This is a genomic window from Savagea serpentis, assembly GCF_015351395.1.
Taxonomy (GTDB): Bacteria; Bacillota; Bacilli; order Bacillales_A; family Planococcaceae; genus Savagea; species Savagea serpentis.
This window is the reverse complement of record NZ_JADKPV010000001.1, coordinates 566,648-590,276: the sequence shown is the minus strand read 5'-3', so window position 1 is coordinate 590,276 and position 23,629 is coordinate 566,648. Positions and strand designations below refer to the sequence as shown.

The 23,629-nt window shown below is 43.3% G+C and carries 25 protein-coding genes and 1 riboswitch; of the genes, 7 read left to right on the top strand and 18 right to left on the bottom strand.

The window, feature by feature from the left end; all coding sequences use genetic code 11:
* Positions 1-45 precede the first annotated feature (45 nt).
* From IRY55_RS03050 to IRY55_RS03040, 3 genes are read right to left on the bottom strand one after another with little or no spacing between them, the layout of a single operon-like run.
* The gene (locus tag IRY55_RS03050; RefSeq protein ID WP_328799605.1) at positions 46-819 is read right to left on the bottom strand and encodes an SDR family NAD(P)-dependent oxidoreductase; all 774 of its coding nucleotides are present in this window, start codon (positions 817-819) and stop codon (positions 46-48) included.
* Positions 816-1,931 (bottom strand): CaiB/BaiF CoA transferase family protein, encoded by a 1,116-nt coding sequence (locus IRY55_RS03045; protein WP_194561776.1) that lies wholly within the window; start codon positions 1,929-1,931, stop codon positions 816-818. The genes IRY55_RS03050 and IRY55_RS03045 overlap by 4 nt, the downstream gene beginning before the upstream one ends.
* Before the next feature lie 17 nt (positions 1,932-1,948).
* Positions 1,949-3,091, bottom strand: coding sequence for an acyl-CoA dehydrogenase family protein (locus tag IRY55_RS03040; protein WP_194561775.1), 1,143 nt, complete (start codon positions 3,089-3,091; stop codon positions 1,949-1,951).
* A gap of 175 nt (positions 3,092-3,266) precedes the next feature.
* On the opposite strand from IRY55_RS03040, the gene IRY55_RS03035 reads away from it, so the two are divergent.
* Positions 3,267-5,366 (top strand): sigma 54-interacting transcriptional regulator, encoded by a 2,100-nt coding sequence (locus IRY55_RS03035; protein WP_194561774.1) that lies wholly within the window; start codon positions 3,267-3,269, stop codon positions 5,364-5,366.
* A gap of 10 nt (positions 5,367-5,376) precedes the next feature.
* On the opposite strand, the gene IRY55_RS03030 is transcribed toward IRY55_RS03035, so the two are convergent.
* The 7 genes from IRY55_RS03030 to IRY55_RS03000 form a co-directional block, all read right to left on the bottom strand.
* The gene (locus IRY55_RS03030; RefSeq protein WP_194561773.1) at positions 5,377-6,141 is read right to left on the bottom strand and encodes a YibE/F family protein; all 765 of its coding nucleotides are present in this window, start codon (positions 6,139-6,141) and stop codon (positions 5,377-5,379) included.
* Complete coding sequence (locus IRY55_RS03025; protein ID WP_194561772.1) at positions 6,138-7,217, bottom strand: YibE/F family protein; 1,080 nt, start codon at positions 7,215-7,217, stop codon at positions 6,138-6,140. Before IRY55_RS03025 ends, IRY55_RS03030 begins: the two co-directional genes overlap by 4 nt.
* A gap of 83 nt (positions 7,218-7,300) precedes the next feature.
* Complete coding sequence (locus IRY55_RS03020) at positions 7,301-8,599, bottom strand: GntP family permease (protein ID WP_194561771.1); 1,299 nt, start codon at positions 8,597-8,599, stop codon at positions 7,301-7,303.
* 251 nt (positions 8,600-8,850) lie between these two features.
* Positions 8,851-10,227, bottom strand: coding sequence for an amidase (locus tag IRY55_RS03015; RefSeq protein WP_194561770.1), 1,377 nt, complete (start codon positions 10,225-10,227; stop codon positions 8,851-8,853).
* Entirely contained in the window at positions 10,214-10,390 is a 177-nt protein-coding gene (locus tag IRY55_RS03010; RefSeq protein ID WP_194561769.1) for a hypothetical protein, read from the bottom strand. The genes IRY55_RS03015 and IRY55_RS03010 overlap by 14 nt, the downstream gene beginning before the upstream one ends.
* Positions 10,391-10,565: 175 nt before the next feature.
* Positions 10,566-11,195, bottom strand: coding sequence for a carboxymuconolactone decarboxylase family protein (locus IRY55_RS03005; RefSeq protein ID WP_235961004.1), 630 nt, complete (start codon positions 11,193-11,195; stop codon positions 10,566-10,568).
* Between the two features lie 181 nt (positions 11,196-11,376).
* Positions 11,377-11,733 carry a hypothetical protein gene (locus IRY55_RS03000; protein WP_194561768.1) on the bottom strand — a complete coding sequence of 119 codons (357 nt, stop codon included), beginning with the start codon at positions 11,731-11,733 and terminating at the stop codon, positions 11,377-11,379.
* Between the two features lie 220 nt (positions 11,734-11,953).
* Positions 11,954-11,997, top strand: a riboswitch (PreQ1 riboswitch).
* Between the two features lie 8 nt (positions 11,998-12,005).
* Here IRY55_RS03000 and queC point away from each other — a divergent pair.
* From queC to queE, 3 genes are read left to right on the top strand one after another with little or no spacing between them, the layout of a single operon-like run.
* On the top strand, positions 12,006-12,671 hold the full coding sequence (queC, locus tag IRY55_RS02995; protein ID WP_194561767.1) for a 7-cyano-7-deazaguanine synthase QueC: 666 nt from the start codon (positions 12,006-12,008) through the stop codon (positions 12,669-12,671).
* Positions 12,668-13,096: a 6-carboxytetrahydropterin synthase QueD gene (queD, locus tag IRY55_RS02990; protein ID WP_194561766.1), complete on the top strand. Its 429-nt coding sequence runs from the start codon at positions 12,668-12,670 to the stop codon at positions 13,094-13,096. Before queC ends, queD begins: the two co-directional genes overlap by 4 nt.
* Entirely contained in the window at positions 13,089-13,799 is a 711-nt protein-coding gene (gene queE, locus IRY55_RS02985) for a 7-carboxy-7-deazaguanine synthase QueE (RefSeq protein WP_194561765.1), read from the top strand. Before queD ends, queE begins: the two co-directional genes overlap by 8 nt.
* A gap of 276 nt (positions 13,800-14,075) precedes the next feature.
* Here queE and IRY55_RS02980 read toward each other — a convergent pair whose 3' ends face one another.
* Positions 14,076-14,660, bottom strand: a complete 585-nt coding sequence (locus IRY55_RS02980) for a LysE family translocator (protein WP_194561764.1) — start codon at positions 14,658-14,660, stop codon at positions 14,076-14,078.
* Positions 14,661-14,673: 13 nt separating this feature from the next.
* Positions 14,674-15,834 carry an aminotransferase class I/II-fold pyridoxal phosphate-dependent enzyme gene (locus IRY55_RS02975; RefSeq protein WP_194561763.1) on the bottom strand — a complete coding sequence of 387 codons (1,161 nt, stop codon included), beginning with the start codon at positions 15,832-15,834 and terminating at the stop codon, positions 14,674-14,676.
* Positions 15,835-16,005: 171 nt separating this feature from the next.
* On the opposite strand from IRY55_RS02975, the gene IRY55_RS02970 reads away from it, so the two are divergent.
* Complete coding sequence (locus tag IRY55_RS02970) at positions 16,006-17,439, top strand: bifunctional metallophosphatase/5'-nucleotidase (RefSeq protein ID WP_194561762.1); 1,434 nt, start codon at positions 16,006-16,008, stop codon at positions 17,437-17,439.
* A 41-nt stretch (positions 17,440-17,480) separates the two neighbouring features.
* Here the strand turns inward: IRY55_RS02970 and IRY55_RS02965 are convergent, their stop codons facing one another.
* From IRY55_RS02965 to glmS, 5 genes are all read right to left on the bottom strand, one after another.
* Entirely contained in the window at positions 17,481-17,819 is a 339-nt protein-coding gene (locus tag IRY55_RS02965; protein ID WP_194561761.1) for a DoxX family protein, read from the bottom strand.
* 133 nt (positions 17,820-17,952) lie between these two features.
* A complete protein-coding gene (locus IRY55_RS13455; protein WP_328799625.1) occupies positions 17,953-18,012 on the bottom strand; it encodes a hypothetical protein in 60 nt (19 codons plus the stop codon).
* A 122-nt stretch (positions 18,013-18,134) separates the two neighbouring features.
* Positions 18,135-18,272 (bottom strand): hypothetical protein, encoded by a 138-nt coding sequence (locus IRY55_RS02955; RefSeq protein WP_194561760.1) that lies wholly within the window; start codon positions 18,270-18,272, stop codon positions 18,135-18,137.
* A gap of 349 nt (positions 18,273-18,621) precedes the next feature.
* Positions 18,622-19,629, bottom strand: a complete 1,008-nt coding sequence (locus IRY55_RS02950) for a site-2 protease family protein (RefSeq protein ID WP_194561759.1) — start codon at positions 19,627-19,629, stop codon at positions 18,622-18,624.
* Positions 19,630-19,868: 239 nt separating this feature from the next.
* On the bottom strand, positions 19,869-21,668 hold the full coding sequence (glmS, locus tag IRY55_RS02945; protein ID WP_194561758.1) for a glutamine--fructose-6-phosphate transaminase (isomerizing): 1,800 nt from the start codon (positions 21,666-21,668) through the stop codon (positions 19,869-19,871).
* 245 nt (positions 21,669-21,913) lie between these two features.
* Between glmS and IRY55_RS13530 the strand changes: the two genes are divergently transcribed.
* Positions 21,914-22,039 carry a hypothetical protein gene (locus IRY55_RS13530; protein WP_268920766.1) on the top strand — a complete coding sequence of 42 codons (126 nt, stop codon included), beginning with the start codon at positions 21,914-21,916 and terminating at the stop codon, positions 22,037-22,039.
* Positions 22,040-22,170: 131 nt separating this feature from the next.
* Here IRY55_RS13530 and IRY55_RS02940 read toward each other — a convergent pair whose 3' ends face one another.
* Positions 22,171-23,283, bottom strand: coding sequence for an RNA-guided endonuclease InsQ/TnpB family protein (locus IRY55_RS02940; protein WP_194561757.1), 1,113 nt, complete (start codon positions 23,281-23,283; stop codon positions 22,171-22,173).
* Between the two features lie 92 nt (positions 23,284-23,375).
* Between IRY55_RS02940 and IRY55_RS02935 the strand changes: the two genes are divergently transcribed.
* Positions 23,376-23,516: a ribbon-helix-helix domain-containing protein gene (locus IRY55_RS02935; protein WP_194561756.1), complete on the top strand. Its 141-nt coding sequence runs from the start codon at positions 23,376-23,378 to the stop codon at positions 23,514-23,516.
* Positions 23,517-23,629 lie beyond the last annotated feature (113 nt).

The following is a 23,629-nucleotide window of genomic DNA, read 5'->3' as shown; positions in this document are numbered from 1 at the left end:
GACTAAAAAAAGGATGTTGCTCATGTATGTGCAACATCCTTTTCTTTATTTTGCCGCCATGCGAATACTTCCATCGAGTCGCACAACTTCTCCGTTCATATATTCATTTTCGATTAAAAATGTCACAAGATGCGCAAATTCTTTCGGCAAGCCAAGTCGCTTCGGAAATTCGACCGTCTCTTCTAAACTTGCGACGACTTTTTCGCCTAACCCTTCCGCCAGCGGTGTGCGGAATAAACCTGGCGCAATCGCATTGACGCGAATGCCCGTCGATGATAAATCACGTGCGGCCGGCAAGCTCATGCCGACGACACCCGCTTTACTCGCACTGTATGCAATTTGCCCCATCTGTCCTTCAAATGCAGCGACAGATGCCGTATTAATGATGACACCACGCTCTCCATGTGTGGAATATGGCTCATTGTTCGCCATTTGTTCTGCTGCAAGACGCATCACGTTAAACGTTCCGACTAAATTCACTTGAATGACACTTTCAAAGTTTTCAAGCGGCATGACACCTTTTCGTCCGAGTATTTTTTGCGGCGGTGCAATGCCCGCACAGTTGACGCAAGCATGAATAGCTCCGAACGTATCGATCGCATGCTTGATGCCTGCTTTTACAGAGTCTTCATCCGTCACGTTCATATGCGCATGCGTCACACGCTCTCCGAATCTGTCACATACTTCTTCTGCTTTCGCTTCATCTAAATCGAAGATGACCGCGCGTCCTCCTTTTTCAACGACAGCTTCTACGACACCTAAACCTAATCCTGAAGCGCCGCCCGTTACGACGACGACATAATTCTCCCATTGCATCATGTAGTTTCCCCCTTTGGAATGATCCGCCCAACGTGACGATACGTTGGCAGATAGTTTTGAAATTGAATCGGTTGTCCGATTTGTTGCACGACGGTTCCATCTTCTTTCGGTACGCCGACAATCATGCCGCGCGCCCGCAATTGTGGGTGGTTCATCGCTTCTTTCAATGTGAGCACAGGCTCCACACAGCAATCTGCTTCTTCAAATACGGCACACCATGATGCAAAATCACGCGTTTTCAACCGTTCTTGCAACGCTTCTTTAAATGCGTGTAACACCATCTCGTCTTCTGTAAATGTCCGCTCATACCATTCCTCTAAGCCGACAATTTCACACAATTTTTTACGAAATGGCGGCTCTAAACTACCGACCGATAAATAGCGGCCGTCCGACGTTTCGTAATAATCGTAAAAGTCGCCCCCATTTAATAAATTCGACTCCGGCTCGACATCTTCCCCCGTCGCGAGTACACTTGACCCGAACAAGACATTGAGTGAAAAACTCGCATCCGTCATACTAATGTCGACGTATTCCCCTTCCCCCGTTTGCGTTCGCTTATAAAGTGCGGCCAAGACACCGACTAAACTGTATAAAGAGCCCCCCGCTAAATCTGCTAATTGAACACCGAGAGGAGATGGACGTTCTCCTTTTCTACGCGAATAGTTCGGAATACCAGCGATTGATAAATAGTTTAAATCATGTCCTGCACGGTCTCGGTAAGGCCCTGTCTGTCCGTATCCGGTAATCGAACAATAAATGATGCGCGGATTGATTTTATGCAATGTCTCATAATCGAGTCCAAGACGAGCCATCACGCCTGGACGAAACTGTTCAAAAATAATGTCGTACTGCTCAATGAGCTCGTAAATGCGCTCTTTCGCTCCTCCTTCTTTCAAATCGAGTGGGAGCACTTCTTTCGAACGGTGCAATTGACGCCCCGCAGCAGACATTCCTTCCTCATCGACCGGCGACAATGTTCGCACGAGATCGTGACGCGTTGGCGAAACGATTTGCAAAACATCCGCTCCGAGATCCGCTAATGTTTGCGTCGCAAATGGCCCGGGCAACAATGTCGTAAAATCTAATACTTTAACCCCTTGTAACATCGTCATCGCATACTCCCCTTTACTTAACGTCCGAAAATATCACGGCTAATAATTTCTTTCATAATTTCAGAAGTTCCCCCGTAAATTCGTTGAACGCGCGCATCGACGAACGCACGAGCGATCGGATATTCACGCATATAGCCGTAACCGCCGAACAGTTGTAAACACTCATCGACGATGCGCCCTTGCGCTTCTGTACATGCGAGTTTCGCCATACTTGCTGTCGCTGTATCGAGCTCTCCGCGGTCGAGCAATTGATAACATTTTTCGATAAATGCACGATTCATCGCTGCTTCCGTTTTCATCTCGGCAATTTTGTAGCGCGTATTTTGGAAGTTGCTAAGTGGCTGGCCGAACGCTTGACGCTCTTTCACGTATTGGATCGTCCACTCTAGTGCTCCTTCTAACGCACCGAGTGCCCCTGCTGCGAGGGACAAACGCTCTTTCGGTAACTCTTTCATTAATGTAATAAATCCGCCGTGCAATTCCCCGAGCAATTTATCTTTCCCGACGACGACATCTTCGAAAAATAACTCCATCGTATCGCATGAAAGAAGACCGATTTTATCTAAATTCGTTCCGCGTTCAAATCCTTCGATCGGCGCATCCACTAAGAAGAGCGACGTTCCTTTTGAAGCGCGAACACTCGAATCCGTACGCGCTGCGACGATAATTAAATCGCTATGCTCCCCGTTCGTAATAAATGTTTTTGCACCATTAATCGTATACGTTTCGTCTGCTTCATTGTAAACAGCCGTCGCTTTCATTCCTTGTAAGTCACTTCCTGCGTTCGGCTCTGTCATCGCGATAGCCCCGACGATTTCCCCCGTCACCATCTTCGGCAAATAGTGTAATTTTTGCTCTTCTGTTCCTGAGCTTAAAATGTAGTGTGATACGATATTCGCATGTACCGAAATGTTCACCGAAATCGAACCGTACCCTAAACGGTTAAACTCTTCAACGACGAGTGCTGCAAATTGATACGGAACCCCAAGTCCGCCGTACTCTTCTGGAATATCGACGCAAAGAAATCCTTCTTCCCCTAACTTATTCCATAATTCGCGTGGTGTATTCCCTTCTTTTTCCCATTGATCAAAATATGGTGCAATGTGCTTTTCAGCAAATGCTTCAATCGACTTTCTAAACAAATCTAATTCTGCTTGCATAATGTTCCTCTCCCTTTGTATGTATGATGCCAATAGAAGAGATGCAATAAGCGTGCCAATCGTTGAAAGATGGCTATTGAAGCGTTTACATTTTTCATGTAAAGTGAAAATGTAAACAAAAATTAACAGAAAAGTGTAAACTGTTCACAATACTTAACGAAAAGGTGGAATGTATATGCTCGTTCGAGATGTGATGACACATCAATTTGCTACATTAGAAACGACGGATACACTACAATACGCACTCGTTCAATTCGCAAAGACGAAACAACATATTTTACCGGTCGTCCAAGAAACAGGTCAACTCGTTGGCATTTTGCCGAAAAACCGCTTGATTGAAGCATTAGCGGACGGTCGTTCTGTCGATAGTTATATTGAAGTGCTCGTCAATTACGAGCCGTACAGCTTGCAACCGACGGAAACGATTCCTGACGTTAGACAAAAATTACTGCGCCTAAAAATCGGTCACGCTCCTGTATTGAATGAACAACAGCAACCGATCGGCATCATGTCGACGACGGAAATTTTAGCAGCGTACAATCAAATTTTAGAACGGATGGAATCTGAACTTGAACTCATGTTCCACCATTTAAACTTCGGTTTGTTTTCCGTCGATTTGCGTGGCCAAATGATTTCGATGAATCATTTCGTTCAAAAACTACTCGGGTGGCCAGATGACTACTTCCATTTCGGAGAGCTTCCTCAAGATGCTCCGCTCGTAGAAGTCGTGCAATCGGTATTAAACGAACGTCAAAGTTTAACCGTCCGTCTCACAATCAATCAACATAGCTTATTTGCTAAAGGGCATCCGCTCTACGACCAACACGACGAACTGATCGGAGCGATGATCGTCTTAGAAGATGTCACCCAACTTGAACAGACAGCGAAAGAACTACATTTTTCAAAAGAATGGGAGCATAAATTGCGCACAGTCGTTGAACTTGCCTATGACGGACTTATTTTAGTGAATGAACAATTTCAAATTACGATGGTGAATGACGGATTTTGTCAATTGTTTAACGTGACAGAACGCGACGTGCTCAACCAGAACATTACGACGCTATTTCCAGAGTTACAAGTGGAAGAAAGCATTCAAAAAGGCGTGCGTCTTCAAAACGTACCCACGTTAATTAAAGAAAAACAATCGCTCATTACGATTTTACCGATCCATGACGGGGACCATTTCGTTGGCGCTATTTGTAAAATTACGTACCAAGGCTTGACCCAACTTCAAAAAGCGATTCAAAAAGTGAATCAACTCGAACAACAAGTGACCTACTACGAACAAGAATTGACCGAAATGAAAGGGACGAAATATACGTTCGCACACATTATCGGAGAGTCAGAATCGATGCAAAAAATGAAACGAGAAGCGTATGCAGTCGCTCAAAGTCGTTCGACTGTTTTATTGCTCGGTGAAAGTGGAACCGGAAAAGAACTATTTGCTCACGCCATTCACGCTTCGAGTAAACAAACGGGCGCTTTCATTCAAATTAACTGTGCGGCGATTCCAGGTGAATTGTTAGAAGCAGAGCTATTCGGCTATGCCGAAGGGGCATTTACAGGGGCGAAAAAAGGTGGAAAAAAAGGGAAATTTGAACTCGCCCAAAATGGAACACTGTTTTTAGACGAAATTGGCGATATGCCGTACCCGCTTCAAACGAAATTGCTACGAGTGTTACAAGAAAAAGAATTTGAACCGCTCGGCAGCCATCAGACGATTCAACTTGACACGAAAATTATCGCCGCAACGAATCGTGATTTACCGAGTTTGATTCAACAAGGGAAGTTTAGAGAAGATTTATATTATCGTTTACACATTATGCCGATTCACATCCCACCGTTACGCGAACGGATGGAAGATTTGCCGAGCATCGTCGAGGAGATCATTCGCGACTTAAACCGTTCAGGCTTTCGCATTCAAGGTATTACACACCCTGCCTTAGCCCGACTGCTCACATATGATTGGCCCGGGAATGTCCGTGAATTGTACAATATGTTAGAACGCGCGGCGAACTTAACGACAATCCACGCCGAATATTACATCGATCTCCACCATTTACCGGAGCAAGTGACACCTGCTCAACAAGACATGCCCATTCACAACCGTTACGAAGCGACAAAGCGTGAAGCAGAACGCGCAACCATCATTCAAGCATTGCGAGAGGCAAACGGCAACAAAGCCCGCGCTAGTCGCCTCCTCGGCATTAGCCGCACATGGTTGTACAACCAAATTCAACAATTCCATATTGAAGAACGAGAATACCTCGACTAAAAAAGCGACCTCAAGAAGAGAGGTCGCTTTTTTTAACACGCCATACGGTTAATATTGTCGTAATCGGAATGACGAGTGCGATCGCCATGCCCGCTGAAAAGATCGTTACCATTTCTGCGCTAAATACTTTTGAATTGATCATTTCTCCGAATGTGTAGGAGAGGTCTTTGAACCAGAGTAAAAGCGCTAAATAGCCGCCGAAAAAGGCGAAAAATAATGTATTCGTATCCGTTCCTAAAATGTCGCGACCGATTCGTATGCCTGAAGCGAATAGTTCACGTCGTGTGATGGCTCGGTCGTATTTGGCTAGTTCATAGAGCGCCGTCACGATGGAGATCGCGACATCCATGATTGCCCCGATTGTACTCATAACGATGACCGCCGCACCAATTTTGACAAAATCTAACCCGACAAGTAAAGAAAAAATCGTCAGTTCGTCCATCTCTTCTTCCCCGAATCCTTGAATACTCCCCATCTCATTCAACCACGTAATCCAGCCAAAAATGAGAAGAGCTGTTAGCAATGTCGAAGCGAAGGCGATTTTCGTCTTTTCATGAACACCGTTGATGAAAAATAAATTGATTACGCCGACGACAACGACGAGTAAAGCCGTCACTAAAATAATCGGTACGTCTGGATTGACGAGGAAAAATAATAAGACGATGAGGGCGCCGAAGTTTAAGAAGAATGCGATAAAAGCACGCACTCCTTGCCACTTGCCGACATAAGTCATTAAAGCGAACAACACAATACTCATCAATACGAGTGCACTCATGTGATCACCTTCTTCCGCGTCAAGTAACGAAGCGTCATATGAAGACTAATTGGAATCGCTAGTACAATGCCGATACTACCTGCAAGCGCCCGCGCAAATTCCAGGGATAAATTCATCGAAAACGTATAATTTAACGGCACATCATTCATGACATAGAGCAACATGACAGGGACCGATCCGCTCATATAAGCGAAAAATAAAATGCTCGTAATCGTCCCCATAATATCGCGTCCGACTTCTTCCCCCGCTCCCTTTAAACGAGCGAGTGTAGCATTCGGTTGTTCGGCGAGTTCAAATAAAGTAGACGCCATCGTCATCGCCACGTCCATCACCGCTCCGAGTGAACCGATGATGAGCCCTGCGATAAATACCGTACGGTACGGACGACTTAAAAATTGCATCTCTTCATAATTCAGCCCTCGCTCATTCGTCCACGCAAAAATGAGCAATACGACACCGAGCGAGACGAATGTCGCGACGAGACTCGTCACAATCGCCACATATGTTTTCGGCGACAACCCACTCACGCTAACGAGCGAAACGACGACGAAACAAATCGCTAACATGATGGCGAGCGCAATTAATGACACGTTATTCGTCTGCACATACAGATGAATCGCCCCGTATAAGAGCAAAACATTCACCCCAAAACTGATGAGTGAAAACATCCCTTGCTTGCCACCGACAAGCAGCAAGAACCCGATAAAACCGAACATCGCTAACACGACGACATGATCCCGCTTCACTTGAACGGCCATCCATTCTCCTTGATGACGCTCCATAAAGACGTGCATCCTTTCTTTCAACAAAAAGTCCGCAGCGCCAGAACGCGAGGCGATATGCGTCCATTCCACTTGCTTCCCTTTCTTTTTACCGTTTTGCCATTCGCCGACAATTTGTTGCGTGACGAGATGGTCTTCATTGCGATACGAATCGACAATCGTCTCTTCTTCTACGACGGTCACTTCTTGTACTTTAACAATCGGTTTGTCATAATACGTCGCATTGTTCCACGTAAACGCTAAACTGAGTGAAGCGACGACTAGAAAAATACTAGCGATGATCCATTTTTTCATTCGCTCACTCCTTTCTCGTTCAGTTTATCACGTTCAAAAAGAGAAAACGAGCGTTCCTCTCGTTATGAGGACGCTCGTCTTTATTAAAAGATCGTGTACATAAGAACAACTACCGCTAACACAATAGTAGGAATGATGACGCTTAAGACGAGAATCGGTTTATACGCCGCCTTATGCGTTTCCTTCGCTACCCCTTGAACGGTCGTGACGATATATCCGTTATGCGGTAAAGAATCGAGTCCACCTGAAGCGAATGCCGAAATACGGTGCATCGCGCCTGGATCTAATCCTTGCGCCATATAAATCGGCGCTAAAAGTGGTAATGCAATGCCGAGTCCACCTGCTGCAGACCCTGTAATCCCGGCAATAATCGTCACGGCAATCGCGAGTCCTGCATATTCTAAACCAGGCATATTCGTCAAGCCATCGACGATTGACGTAAATGCGGGAACTTTGGAAGCGACCGCTCCGAATCCGACGACCGCACTCGTATTTGCAATCGCGAGTAGAGCGTTCTCCACACTGATCGACAAAATCTTCATATGTTCTTTCACATTTCGGTACATGAGCAACCATGCGATAACACTACCGGCAAACAATGCGACAATAACCGCATGTTGTGTCGCGATAAATTTCGCAAGCACGTTCAACACCGTGACGACGGTCACTAAAGGTAAAATCGCAATAATAATCGACGGTAACTTCGCATCATTTTGTACGACCGGCTCCGTTCGTTCATACGGCAATTGGAACATTTCACCGTTGCGCACTGCACGATTCACCATCATTTGGAACGCAATTCCACCAAGAACCATAATCATCAATGCCCCGACGACCCCAATCCAGCCTCCTGCTGTCGGCGTCGTACCGAAATATTCAGTCGGAATTAAGTTTTGAATTTCCGGTGATCCTGGTGACGTCATCGTGAACGAAATCGAACCGAAGACGAGAGCCGCTGGAATAAAGCGGTGAGGAATATTGGCGCTTTCGAATAATGAGACCGCAATGGGATAAATACAAAACGCTACAATATAAACGCTCACGCCCCCGTACGTCATCACCGCTGCCGCTGCAACGACGGCTAATGCTGCTCCTTTATTGCCGACGCGGTGTTTAAACCATTCGGCAATCGCTTGTGCCCCTTTCGTATCTTCCATCACTTTTCCGAAAATGGCTCCGAGTAAAAAGATTAAAAACCACGATTTAAAAAAACCTGTAAATCCTGTCATATAATCTTCTGTTAATGCATCAATTAAATTGAGTCTCCCCGTTAATGCTAAAATAACAGCTGATCCGACAGCGGCAATAATAATATTAATGCCTCGCATCGTCAAATAAATTAATAATGCCAAACTCCCGATTAACCCCAAAATACTAACCATACAGTATCCCCCTCGTTTTATAAAAAAGTAAAGATTCAAGAGCAATCGACTCCCCCAAGTCTTCATGCGCTTGAATCTTCGTATGAAAGCTCATGCCCTTTCATATGCCGATATAAGATATGCAAGGACTGTGCCAATCTTTATTGATAGCGCTTACAATGTTTCTTATATTGACTGTCTATGGCATTCGACAAGTCAATGTCCAATCGTCTAAATGATCTAACAATTAATTCCCTACTTTTAGACAAAAACTATACAAGCAATTCATATAAACGCGCAACATCTAAAACACGTTTATCTTCGAATGCTGGGCCAATAATTTGCATTCCGACTGGTAAATCATGTGCGAAACCTACTGGCACACTTGCAACAGGTAAACCTGTTAAATTAAACGGTCCTGTAAAGCGAATGATATGATCTAATAACGAGACCTCTTCTCCATTAATCGTTGCCGTATGTGAACCGATAGATGGTGCTACAAACGGAATTGTCGGTGTGAATAATACGTCTACTTGTTGGAACATATGTTGAAACTGTATATCTAGTTGCTGGCGAATTTGTTGTGCTCGTAAATAATCAACCGCTGATGGCAATTCCCCGAGCTTCAATAAAAATCGAACATCTTCCCCAAAATCTTCTTCTCGCTCAATTAAATCGTCATGATGAATGGCGCTCGCTTCTGACGTAATCGTAATCATTTCAGCATATTCGACATGAGCTAACGCAGGTACATCTACTTCTACAATGGTTGCACCTGAATCTTCAAACAATTGAATCACTTCTCGTACACGTTTTGCAACTTCGTCATCCACTTGATTGAAAAAATACGATTCATTGACACCAATCCCCAAGTTTTCTAGTGAAATATCCACTTCTCCTGCATAAGATGCTGGCTGTACACATTGAATAGAAGTCGGATCTTTCGCATCGTATCCTGCTAACACATCCAACATGAGCGCGCTATCTATAGCCGTTTTCGTCATCGGCCCGACATGATCTAATGACCAAGCGAGCGGGAAACAATTTGCTTTACTGACTAGACCGTGCGTCGGCTTCAAACCGAATATTCCACAAAAGGCTGCAGGTATACGAATAGACCCACCAGTGTCTGTTCCAAGCGCACCGATCGCCATATTCGTCGCAATCGCGACACCTGATCCGCCACTGGAGCCCCCCGATATTTTCGTTGTGTCATGCGGATTGCGACATGCGCCATAAAATGGATTATCATTCGTCGCCCCCCATGCGTATTCATGCATGTTCAATTTGCCTAAAAACACAGCCCCTGCTTCTCTTAATTTTTTCACGACTGTCGCATCTTCTGTCGGAATGAAATGTTGATGAATTTTCGAGCCCATCGTCGTCGTTTCATTCGCGAAGTAAATATTATCTTTAATCCCGATTGGAATACCGTGTAAAGGACCACGATACTTTCCTTCTGAAATTTCACGCTCCGCTTCTTTTGCTAAATGAATCGCGCGATCTTTTTGAATATCGATGTAGGCATTATGCTGTTGTTCTTTTTCTTCAATTTGTTGAAAAACATCTTCCACTAATTCCACCGGCGATATTTTTTGCGTACGAATTTGTTCAGCGAGAACGTATAAAGATTGTTCACTTAATCTCATCGCACTCACCTCCTGGCTCATACGTTAACGCAATATCCGCTTCATTTAATGTAACGTGTTGAAAATTGTTTTTTAATGCTTCAATGACTTCCCACTGACGATGCAATTGCTCCCATTCTGCGTCTGTGACACGCACTCCTTTTGTTTCTAACATTTCTCTCATTAGTTTTCCCCCTTATTTTTGTAAACGCTTTCTAACTCAATATAAGGGGCGTTTTTTATTATGTCAAACATAATATTATTCTTTTAACAATCAATTATGCTCATTTAACTAATTATTTCGTCCTCTAACAACAAAAACCATGCTCCCTTATTAGAGAACATGGTTATATATTTAATTAATCGAATGTTTTTAAAGGTGTAACGCTTTTTGTGAATGCGCTACCTGCATTTAATGCGCTTGCGATGAATACTGTTTCTGCTAATTCTTCTTTCGTTGCGCCTGCTTTTTTCGCGTTTTTCACGTGTGAGTCGATGCAGTATGGGCATCCTGTAATTAATGCGACTGCTGTTGAGATCAATTCTTTTTCTTTCACGTCAAGTTCGCCTTTTGCTGTCGCTTTCATCGTGAAGTTGAAAAATGCACCGAAGTCGTCCGGCGCTAATTCTTTCAAGCCTGGTACGTGTGATAAGTACGATTTTTTGAATAACTCATCGTCTTCTGCGTCATTAAAGGCTTGGAATGCGTTCGCTGCATGTGCAAATGCTGCGCCTGCTTTCCCTGCGGTTGCGATCATGAGCGCTTCTGCTACTTCTGTTTCTGTTGCTCCCGCTCGTTTTGCGCTTTTACCGTGAACGTCTAAGCAGTAGTCACAACCTGTCGTTGCGGCACAAGCGATCGCCATTAATTCCTTCGTTTTCTGTGAGAGTGCACCGTCTTTAAATGCAACCGCGTTCCACCCTTGAAATGCTTCCGCTGTCGCTGGCGTTAATTTACCGAATTTACCTAATTGTTTCATCGTTTCCATAAATAATTCCTCCTTCACATTGTCACTTCAAAGTAACTTCATTTACAAATATACTAGAGGGGGTATATTTTGTCTACCGTTTTGCTTCCGTTATTATTTTCACGATAAAAAATAGCCGATATCATTGTGAAGTAGGAATTTTAGAAACTCCTCCTCTCTACGATATCGGCTACTCTTTATATTATTTTTCCCAAATGATAATCGTGTCAGCGCTCACTTGTTTTTGTGACTCGCCTTTTGCTTCACCATTGTAGTGAATTTCGATGTAATCTTCTGGGCGGATGCTTTCATACACACTTAAATCGATATTATGTGTCTGTACTTTAATAACGTCACCCGGTTCAAATTCGTATCCCGTCACCGCTTCTTCGACTTCTACTTGCAAGTCACGGTCATTGATTTCTAACACTTCCCCGTAAATGAACCCTTCAGGTGCTTTCGAACGTCCGTCCTCGATTTCCGCAAGTGGATCGGACTGACAAGCCGTTAAAACAACTAAAAAAAGAACCGCTCCGAGCGCTATCATCCATTTCTTCACATTTGCCACCACACTTTCTTTTCATGTCTCGTTCTAGTGTACTTGCTTTTCATGAAAACTTCATGCAAATATTATTTTTATTCGAGTGATGGAGTCAACATTTCTTCCGTGACATAAAAATATTCATTTCACAATTCACCCCTCATGACAAAGTCGGGAATGTGCGCTCTTTTTTCTCATTCCCATGTATGCTATACTTCATAATGTTTCGCATACAGAAACATTAGAGGTTCGCGAAATCCCTCTATAAAAAACTAAGGAGATGAACGATTATGAAATTACATGAAGAAAAAGCGGTCGTCGTATTTAGCGGCGGTCAAGACAGTACGACATGCCTCTTTTGGGCATTGGAACACTTTCAAGAAGTGTATACGATTAGCTTCGACTACGGGCAACGTCACAAAGCCGAATTACAACATGCCGAAGCGATCGCAAAAGACAGAGGTGTTCCTTTTTACGTCATGCCGATGCACGTCATGAACGAGTTGTCCCCGAATGCTTTAACGAAAGCGAACATTCCGATTGCAAAACGAGAGGACGGATTGCCGAACACCTTCGTTCCAGGCCGCAACCATTTATTTTTCTCATTCGCTGCCGTTTATGCGTACTCTGTTGGAGCACGCCACATCATTACAGGTGTGAGCGAAACGGACTTTAGCGGATATCCCGATTGTCGTGACGATTTTATGAAAGCGTTAAATGTCACCGTCAATTTAGCGATGGATGCGAATTTTGTTTTCCATACGCCGTTAATGTGGCTAGACAAAGCGGGTGTTTGGCGCTTAAGCGATGAACTCGGCGCACTCGATTACGTCCGAGAACACACGCTCACTTGTTATGAAGGTATTCCCGCAGACGGATGTGGCACATGCCCTTCTTGTGTATTGCGTCAAGAAGGATTGGAACAATATTTACGCGAAAAGGAGGCAGAAGCATGATTCAACAAATTTACCCTTCTGTCGCTCACGACTTTCGCTATGAATTAAATAAAGATATGCATTTTGCTGCAGCGCATTTCATTCCACATGAAGCGGCGGGAGTTTGTGCGAATATGCACGGGCATACGTATTTCGTCAATGTGACAATCGCAGGTGATGAACTGGATGAAGTCGGCTTTTTAATCGACTTTAAGGAATTAAAACGAGCGATTCATGGCGCATTCGATCATACGGTAATGAACGATCACCCTGCCTTTACAAACATGTATCCGACGACAGAACGTGTCGCAGCATACATTTGGCAAGCGGTGCAGCAAAAATTAGATGATAAACCGAACGGCGCGCGTTGCCTCCAAGTATTCGTGCGTGAAACACCGACGAGTTACATTTGTTATCGTCCGAAAGCGAGTGATTTCCGTGGCTAAAATTCCCGTACTCGAAATATTCGGACCGACGATTCAAGGGGAAGGGATGGTCATCGGTCAAAAGACGATGTTCGTCCGCACGTCCGGTTGCGATTACTCATGCGCTTGGTGCGATTCTGCCTTCACTTGGGACGGCTCTCAAAAGCCAACACTTCTTACGCCAAAAGCGATCATTGAAGAGCTCGATCGTCTCGGACTCTCCCGCACAGGACATGTCACGTTATCAGGCGGGAATCCATTGCTTCATAAAGCGCTCGGCGAACTCGTCACCTTATTGAAAAAACGCGACATTTCACTCGCAGTGGAAACACAAGCGACGTTTTGGCAAGATTGGCTCCTTGAAATTGACGACATTACATTGTCACCGAAGCCACCGAGTTCCGGGATGACGACAGACTTCGACAAACTGGATAGCTTCATCGACAAGCTTGGCTCTGCGAATTACAGCTTGAAAATCGTCATTTTTGATGAAGCGGACTATGCGTTTGCGAAACAATTGTACGTGCGCTATCCGAACGTCCCTTTCTATATTCAACCTGGCAATGCCGAGACGGAACAATCCGATGAGCGAGCAGCTTCTGCTTACTTACTCGAGCGCTACGAATGGCTCATCGAACGCGCGACGAATTGTGACACGATGATTCATGCGCGCGTCCTCCCTCAACTTCACACCCTCGTCTGGGGAAATCGCCAAGGGGTGTAAATGCAAAAAAACGAGAGACATCACGTCTTCTCGTTTTTTATTTCCACAATTTTTTCATCATCATTCAGACGAATGGGTTCACCCCTCGGTGAGAAGCTTATACGTCTGTTGATTCGTCAAGCCCTTCGCTATTCTTTTCGAATCTCCCGATACGAATGTTTTCGCCTCGTCGTCACTGTCTTCAATTCTCGCAACAATTTATACAATTGTTGTTCCATTGCGTTCCCCCTTGAGACTTTTCCTCTTTTTATCATTTAACGTGAGGATAGTCACGATTTATAAAAATAAGGCAATGGCACAGTATATGAGTAAAAGCGCCATAACATTGTTGAAAAGTCGCTCTTCTCGCTCAATCCACGTTTGGAATAGCCCACCGAGCATACTCCAGCTAAACGAACTTAAAAATCCGATTCCACCGAGTAAACAAGCGAATAACAATAAAGAAAGTGGTGAGGTGTAATACGGGATGACGAACGAAGACATGACGGTAATTGCATAAAAGATTGCTTTCGGGTTCACAAACTGCATGACGACTCCGGTGAAAAAGCGATTGTTCGCTTCGATTTGTTCGGTATTTTGTTCGCTTCCTGTACTTTTCCACACTTGATACGCTAAATAGATTAAATAGATTGCTCCGACAATTTTCATTCCCCATTCCATTTTCGGAACCCATGTCGCAAGCAATACCCCAAATACACTACTTGCGACGATTAAACTAAAAAATCCGACCGACACACCGACGCAAAAGCGCAATGTGCGGCGGACGGACGTTTGACTCGCAAACGTCATCGCCATAATATTGTTCGGTCCTGGTGTGAAACTCGACACGACCGCGTAAATGAAAAATGGCATCCACGGCATGATGCTCTCCCCTTTATTTTAATTTCGTCAAACGTTGAACCGCTTCTCGTAATTTCTCTACAGGTTGGACGAGTGCAATGCGGACGTACCCTTCGCCTTCCGCACCGAATGAACTTCCAGGTACCATGACGACACCGACTTTTTCGATTGCTTGAATCGCAAATATTTCATCATCGAGTTCAAACGGATACTTCGCCCAAACGAACATGCCCCCTTCTGAATCCGCGACGTCCCAGCCTAATTGTTCGAGCCCTTCTTTTAAAACATGGTGACGTTCTTTAAATACTTCACGGAGCGGCACAGTAATTTCTTCCGCTCGGTCCAATGCAGAAACGGCCGCTTCTTGAATCGGTTCGAATACCCCGTAGTCTAAATTCGATTTCAATTCTTTTAAAATGCGGATCGCTTCTCGGTTTCCGACGAAGTAAGCGATCCGTGCTCCAGCTAAGCTAAAGCTTTTCGATAATGAATTCGTCTCCAATCCGACTTCTTTCGCTCCTTCTGTCGCTAAAAAGCTCGGGAATGGTTCATCCGTATAATAAAATTCCGAATACGCCGCATCATGCAAAATTAAAATATGATACTTTTTCGCAAAAGCGACGGCCGCTTCAAAAAATTCCTTCGTAGGAGTTGCTGGGACAGGATTTCCCGGCAAATTTAAAATCATCAACTTCGCACGTTTCGCGATCTCTTCTGGTATCGCCTCAAACTGCGGTAAAAATTGATGTTCCTTCAATAATGGCATGTCATACGGTTCCGCTCCTGCTAAACGAATGCCCACATCGTATGCGACATAGGCAGGATTCGTCGTCAAGACAATATCTCCCTCATCACAAAAAGCGAGCGGTAAATGGACGAGTCCTTCTTGAGAACCCATCGTCTGCAAAATTTCCGTCTCAGGATCTAATTCGACGCCGTCCCGTCTTTTATAATAACGCGCGACCGCTTCATAAAAACGCGCTGTTCCTGACATCGTATAGCCGTAGCGACTCGAATCTGCACTCGTCTTCGAAAGACGTTCACGCACGAATGAGGCAGGTGGTAAATCGGGGCTTCCTAAACTTAAATCAATGACAGAACCTCCATCCTTTTTTCTCTTTTCTGTCACTTCACTTAAACGCGAAAAAATGGATGGTTCAAAAATAGACATTCGTTTCGCTTGTTGAATTTTCAATGTAACGTCCTCCTTCAAAATAACATACGAATAGTATACTATATTCTGAATACTCACGATACTTATTTTCAAAAAACGTTTCATTCCCTTTCATAAGAGGTACAAATGCAACAATCATCATCCCTTCACATCCTATTTTTACACTTAGATTACTTGAAAGGAGAATGTGCTATGACAACGATGACTTTTTTACAACTAAATGATGTCCACGGATATTTACATGAACATCCTGAATGGTTTTTACAAGATGGAAAAGAGACGTTTCGACAAGTTGGAGGATATGCGAGGCTGAAGACGATGATCGACCGCATTCGAGCGGAAGAAGAACATGTCGTGTTATTCGATAATGGAGATACGTTTCACGGAACGTATCCTGTCGTCAAAACGAAAGGTGAATCGCTCATCCCGATTTTGAACGAACTCGGATTTGATGCGATGACGGGTCATTGGGATTTCGCCTACGGACCCGAACATTTACAACAGCTCGTTCAACAACTAAACTATCCATTTTTAGCGAATAATTGCTTTCAAAAAGAGACGGACGAACTGCTTTTTCCTCCCTCTCTTCTCCTTCCCATCGGTGACACGATGATCGGAATCATCGGCATCGCATCACCGATTATCGCCAAAACGATGCCTGCTTCTTTTTCAGAAGGCGTTTATTTTACGAACGGGGATGAGCATCTCCAAAAAGACATCGACGACTTGAAAGAACGCGGAGCAGAACTCATCGTCATTTTGTCCCATCTCGGCTTTCCACAAGAGACAAAACTTGCCGAATCATTCGATGACATTGACATTATATTAAGCGGACATACGCATAACCGATTAACGGAACCCGCTACTGTGAACGATACACTACTCATCCAATCCGGTTGCCACGGCTCGTTTCTTGGAAAATTAACGGTGACGGTCGAACGAGGTAAAATCGTTCATTATACGCATGAATTGCTCGAAGCTGAAGCGGGCATTCCAGAACATGCCGAAACGAAAGCGCTCGTTGAGGAAGCAATGGCGCCATTCGAACAACCATTACAACAAGTGATCGGAACGACAGAACTGCCGTTACATCGGAACGCCCAACTCGAAACGACGATGGATACAGTATTGCTTGAAGCGATCGCAGAAGCTGCTAGGGCAACGATCGCCTTTTCTAACGGTTGGCGATACGGCGCACCGATTGAAGCGGGTCCGATCACACTCGAACAACTATACGAAATCATCCCGACGAATCCACCTGTCTCGACTGCCACTTTAACCGGACAAGATATATGGGAGATGTTAGAAGAAAATATCCACGCTACGTTCGCAAGCGATCCGCTCGAACAAAAAGGCGGCTATTTAAAACGGATGCTCGGCATCACCCTCTATTTCAAAGTGGAAAATGCCTATCCGTTTCGCATTCAACAACTTTTCGTGAACGGTGAACAGATTGAGCGTGACAAACAATATAATGTTGCATTCGTCACCGTCCAAGGCGTGCCAGAAAAGTACGGAACGAACCGTCAAAACTTAACCATTCATGCGATTGACGCTTTACGCGAATATATCGCTTCACGTGGAACGATTCGCATCGAACTCCCTCAACAGATTCACCTCATTTAAAAAAATCGCCATTCCTACTCGATGTAAGAATGGCGATTGTCTTAGATGAATAGTAACACGACGAGGCTTAAGACGAGAAAGACGAAAGCATTCGTCGACGCTTGAATCGGATGCTTCACTTTCATATGCGAGCCGATTGCCCCGATCATAATGACAGCGAGAATGCCGGCTCCGATTTTCCCCATGAATGGCTCCCAAAAACCGACAATTAACAAAATAGCTGCAACCCATTGGGCGAGTGCCGTAAAAATGCGAAACCCGTCCGAATAACCAAACGCCTGAAACACTTTCTTCATCGATTCCGCTGTTAAAATTTGATAACCGAAAAACAAAAAGGCCAACACTAAAATCCCTTGAATGATACTCACAATGATTTCCATTACATCCCCTCCTTATGATGAGCGTATCGCAAATAAAAAAAGAGTGCAAAAAAGTTACCTGTTTAACATTCACTTGATGATGGTTTATAGCAACCTCTTTAGTTTTTCAGCCCTTTTATTAATCGTGCTGATGTTAAACACGTTTCCCATTTTTCAAATAAACGATGCGTTTTTTGTCATCTAAGGATTCCACATGATTGCGATTGACGATAAATGCTTTGTGACAACGCTATAACTGTTCATGAACAGATTCAACATCTTTCAAGCGACCATATTATAATTATTCATGCAAACAAATAACATACTTTCCTCTAATTAAATGAAAGCCATTCGTACGAATGGTTCAGCCGTTTGTATACTCGCTTCCATCGCATAATCGATGGGGATGCCACACATACGATTTAATTGAATATCATCGATTGAAATAGTCTCAATCGATTCGATAATCTCCACCTGTATGTGTAAACATTGTGCTTGTGCCTGTATTCATTTCGTTGTCAATCATCCTTTTAAGCTAATTGCTTTCATACGATTCAACATCGATAATGCCATATATTGTAGCTCTTCATTTTGCTCTGTCTTCAAAATATTATTATAAAAATAAGTTTCCAAACCTTCAAAATTTTTATATCGATAATATGACTCTTTATAAAAGGGTTGAAGTACGGCTCACAAAAATAACGCAAGCTGAGAACCTAAACGCTCCTATTGTTTTCACCTATTTAAAAAAACGAAATGACATCATGTCTTTTCGTTTTTTTAAGACGAGCGCTATTTCGCTCTTCAATTTTCGATATGCACTTTAGACATTGACATATCTTTCATTGAATTTTTTCTCAGCCTGTAAAAAGCTATACGATGTTTGGTCCACATGGGTAAGATGCTTGGCATAGCGTTCATATGCTTCAACATTTTGTGTCAATATCGCTTTTGTACGTGCCACCGATAAAGCGTCAAATGCGGGTAAATCTTGTAATTGCGATTCAGTAATCGTCATCGGTTCACCAAGTAAATATTGAGTAGCGACATAATAATGATAGATGGCAGCAAGTTGTCCTTGATGAGAAGCTTGCGACGATATTTGGTGGAGATCAATCGTATGATAAAATTGGCGTAAATGAGACAATTCGCGTGTTTCAACGGCACTATAAAATAAAAACATGAAATAAATCGACAGTTCAGTCGGAGTCAATCGTTTAGCATCAATCGTCCCCACTTCTTCCTGAAGCTCCTTTCCCCATTTTTTGGGTGAATCTTTCGCAAGTAAATGGTTCGTCATTTTATAATAATTAATAAATACGTTATTATTTTTTAAAATTTGAAGCATCGTATATCCGTCTGAGAAAAATCCTGTAGCATTGTAAGGTAACATCGTGACGAGAAATAAGAAAAAGCTTGTGACACCTACAATTTCCAAAAAATAAATAGGTGAAAAGTAGACAGAAGCGAGGACTAAACTGGCGAGCGGCCCACCAAAAACGCTAATTAAAATGGCATTCTCAATTTTTTTCTGATGATGCTCAATCTGCACATATCCTCCAACTTCTGACCAACTATCTACCCACCCCCATTTATATTGATCATTTTCCATACGTTTAATTTTAATAGGGCCCACCGCGAATGTTAAAACTTTAGAACGCGACACCATCGCACCGCATACGTGGCCCAACTCATGAATCATAAGCGCAACAAAAATGGCGAGCAATGTTAAAACTACACTCGTAAAGGCATCAGATTTTGACCAATCTATAATTGCTCCTATTGTTAGTAAACCGAAAATAGAAAGGATCGTACTCGCTACTTTACTCATGGACTACACCTACTTTCTTTAGAATACTTTAAGTATATCAGTTCTGCTTATCCTTTTACGCATATAATTCTTCATTCAGACATCAACGTTCCTCTTCATATCGATGTTGACGCTTACGTCACCATGAACGTTTATAAAAAAACACCCATGCATACTTAAAAGATAAGCAAATGGGTGTCATCATGATTTTCACTATTAATCTGATAGAAATGATTTCTTATTTTACATCCCCTAACCCCTTACTCCACCGTCACGCTTTTGGCGAGGTTTCTTGGTTTGTCTACGTCCAGTCCTTTCGCTTGGGCGATTTCGTAGCTGAGAAGTTGGAGTGGGACAATCATGGCGAGTGGGGCGAAGAGTGGATGGGTTGCAGGTAAGGTGAGCCAGTCGGTCGGTTGTTCGAGCCCTTCTGACGCCAGTACATACACCCGCGCTCCTCTCGCTTCTACTTCTGCGATGTTGCTGCGCACTTGGTCGGCTGTTCGTTTGTTTGAAATGATCGCAATGACCGGTGTCTCGTCTTCGATAAGGGCAATCGGTCCGTGTTTTAATTCCCCGCTCGGGTATGCTTCCGCTTGAATGTACGTCACTTCTTTTATTTTCAGTGCCGCTTCTTGAGCGATTGCATAGTCGAGTCCGCGTCCGAGAATGAAGACGTTTTTCGCATCGACAAATTGGTTAGCCGTTTGTCGAATGAGCGATTGCATTTGGAACGCTTCGTACATGACGTATTGAACGATGGCAAGTTGTTTCGTCATATCAAATGTTTCATACATACCTGATAAACGACCGAGACTTCCTGCGATCAAGCTCAACAATGTCACTTGAGCGACGTACGCTTTCGTCGAAGCGACCGCCACCTCTGTTCCCGCATGCAACAGTAAGACATCATCCGCAAGTTTTGCCATCGTGGAATGTTTCACGTTGACGAGTGCTAATGTTGGCCAGTCGTTCGCACGACACTTTTTCAAAGCGGCAATGCTGTCTGCTGTTTCGCCTGATTGCGAAATGAAGATGAACAATGTGCCGTCTTCGATGAGCGGTGTATAGTAATTAAATTCACTCGCATAATGGACAGTCACGGGAATGCGGGCGAGTCGTTCGAATAATTCTTTGCCGACGAGTCCTGCGTGATAACTCGTTCCACAAGCGACGATTGCGATACGAGAAGCATTCGCTAATTGTTCCGACAAGTGGAGCGGTAACTCGATTTGTCCGTGCATATTCATATATTCTCGCGCTAAGCCACAGACGACATTCGGTTGTTCTTCGATTTCTTTCAACATGTAATGCGCATAACTTCCTTGATCGAATGTCATCGACTCGACCTGCAGTTCATAAGGTTCGCGGTCAATGCGCTCTCCTTGTAAAGTACGCAACATATGACAAGTTGGCTGGATGATGGCCAGTTCGCCATCTTCTAATTGGAGCGCGCTATGGCAACGGTCTGATACGGCCATTTCATCAGACGCGACCATCGTGCTATTTTCTGCGAAAGCGATAACGAGTGGGCTTTTATTTTTCGCCACGTACAATGTTTGTTGATTTTGTCGATCGAGACAAACGACCGCATAAGACCCTTTCAACAATTGAATCGTTTTTTGAAATGCGTCGCTCACGTCCAATCCGTCCGCTACGAATTTTCCTAACAATTGAACGATCACTTCTGTATCCGTCGTCGATGTAAATTCGACGTCCGCAACGTATTGTTGTTTGAGCGCTTCGGCGTTTTCGATGACGCCATTATGGACGAGCGCAAAACGACCGTCCGCACTCACATGGGGATGGGCGTTTTGTTCGGTCGGCTTTCCATGTGTCGCCCAGCGTGTATGGCCGACCCCGATATTTGACTCTTCCACTTGCTCTAGCGCTTCTGCTAATCGTTCGACACGCCCTACTCGTTTCACCACTTCAAACATTTCTCCACCTAATGCGATTCCTGCTGAATCATATCCTCTATATTCTAAACGACGCAACCCTTCTAAAATAAGTTGCTTCGCCAATCGGTCATTTCCGATATATCCTGTAATTCCACACATATTTTTTCCTCCTCACACTCTTTGCATTACTATTCCACGTTTTTTATCATTTAAAACGCATTTTCAAAACGAACGCAAAAAAAATACAGAAGTGTCTAAAACGCCTCTGTATAAGGAAATCATTATGCGTACCAATTGAGAGGAGGGATCTTATCGTAAGTTCAACTTTGCTAGGTTTACTCAGTATTGTATTTTTAATTATTCCTATCGCAATCATTTACTTCGCAATCAAGTATATGAAACGCATGGAAAAACGTTCAGAAGAAAAATTACTATTTGAAAAACAGAGCACAATCACTTTGCAAAAGCGTGTAGATGAATTAAATGAACGTTTAGTCATCATCGAAAAAATGTTAAAAGAGGTAGAATGAAATCTGTGAACTACCCACCACTTAGTTAACCTTACGGTCTACTTGAAGTGGGGGCTTCTCGACTTATCGTTGCTTTTACTAGCCAACGAAAAATGACCGAGCTAACCCTCTTGTTCCAAGAGTTTTTGTTTCTATGCTAATAAGCGTAACCCTTCATTTTTAATGTTGATTGCGGCATTGTGGTCACGTTCTAGCACAAAACCACAAGAACAATGGTATGTACGTTCAGACAAGGGCATTCTCTTTTCAGCACCACAACATGAACATCTCTTAGTAGAGGGAAACCATTTATCAATTTTGATAAGCTGTTTTCCTCGTTCTTTTAGCTTGTACGCTAAGAAAGTAGTGAACATGCCCCAACCGTTATCATGAACGCTTTTTCCAAAGCGAAGGGCTTTAGACATACCTTTCATGTCTAAATCTTCAATAATCACAGCGTCATAGTTTGTTGCTAATTCTTTTGATTTATGATGAAGAAAGTTTTTGCGCTGGTTCGCTACTTTTTCATGCAACTTAGCCACTACTAGTCGTTGCTTATTCCAACGTGCAGAACCTTTCTTCCTTCGAGAAAGAATTCGTTGTGCTTTTGCTAATTTGTCTAACGATTGTCGATAAAAACGTGGGTAATTGGCTTTCTTACCCTGTTCACTTTCGACATATAGACCATCCATAGCGAAATCTAGCCCAACAACTTTTTGAATGGACACTGGCTTGATCTCTTTCTCGTATTCTGTCAAACTCGAAATATAGTATTTCCCTGTTTTTGTTTTAGAAATCGTACAAGATTTGATTTTATGATCAGCGGGTATTTCTCTATGCTGTTTTATTTTTATTGGCTTTTTGATTTTTGGCAATTTGATATGACCATTTTCTAGCTTAATATTGCTATTAACCATGTTGGTTGTGTAAGATTGTTTCTTTTTCTTGCTTTTGAATTTAGGAAACTCCGCACGACCTTCAAAAAAGTTCTTATAAGCATTTTGCAAATGGATCTGTGCGTTTGCTAAAGCTAAAGAATCCACTTCTTTTAGGAATGGAAATTCACCTTTGTACTTTGCAGGAGTAGGAAACTTTTGCTTTTTAAGTGCTTCTTTATCATCTTTGAACTTTTCATACGTTTCTTTGCGTTCAGCTAACATCTTATTGTAGACAAAACGAGCACAGCCGAATGTTTTAGCTAATAGTACAGCTTGTTCTTTGTTTGGTAACAAACGAAATTTGAAAGCTTTATTTTGTTTAGTCATATCCATTCACCTCACTTTGTACGTAATAATGTCGTATATATATATTGATTCTATCGTAGAAATGCCGTACAATCAAGTGAGAGGTGATAATTTTGAAAAATGATAAAGAGCGTGTAGAAGTTCGTATGCCTAAATCAATTATCGAGAAATTAGATAAATACCAAGAAGAAAATGGACTATCTACAAGAACAGCAACTATTCTCGAATTATTGCGAAAAGGCTTAGAAAAATAACTTTGGCTAAAGCCAACCGAAATTCATCTCCCACCTACTCACTGAGCTACATCCTTCACACTCCTTGAGGATGGGAGACTTCTTTCGGAAAGCCGTTAAAAAGTTTAAAAACG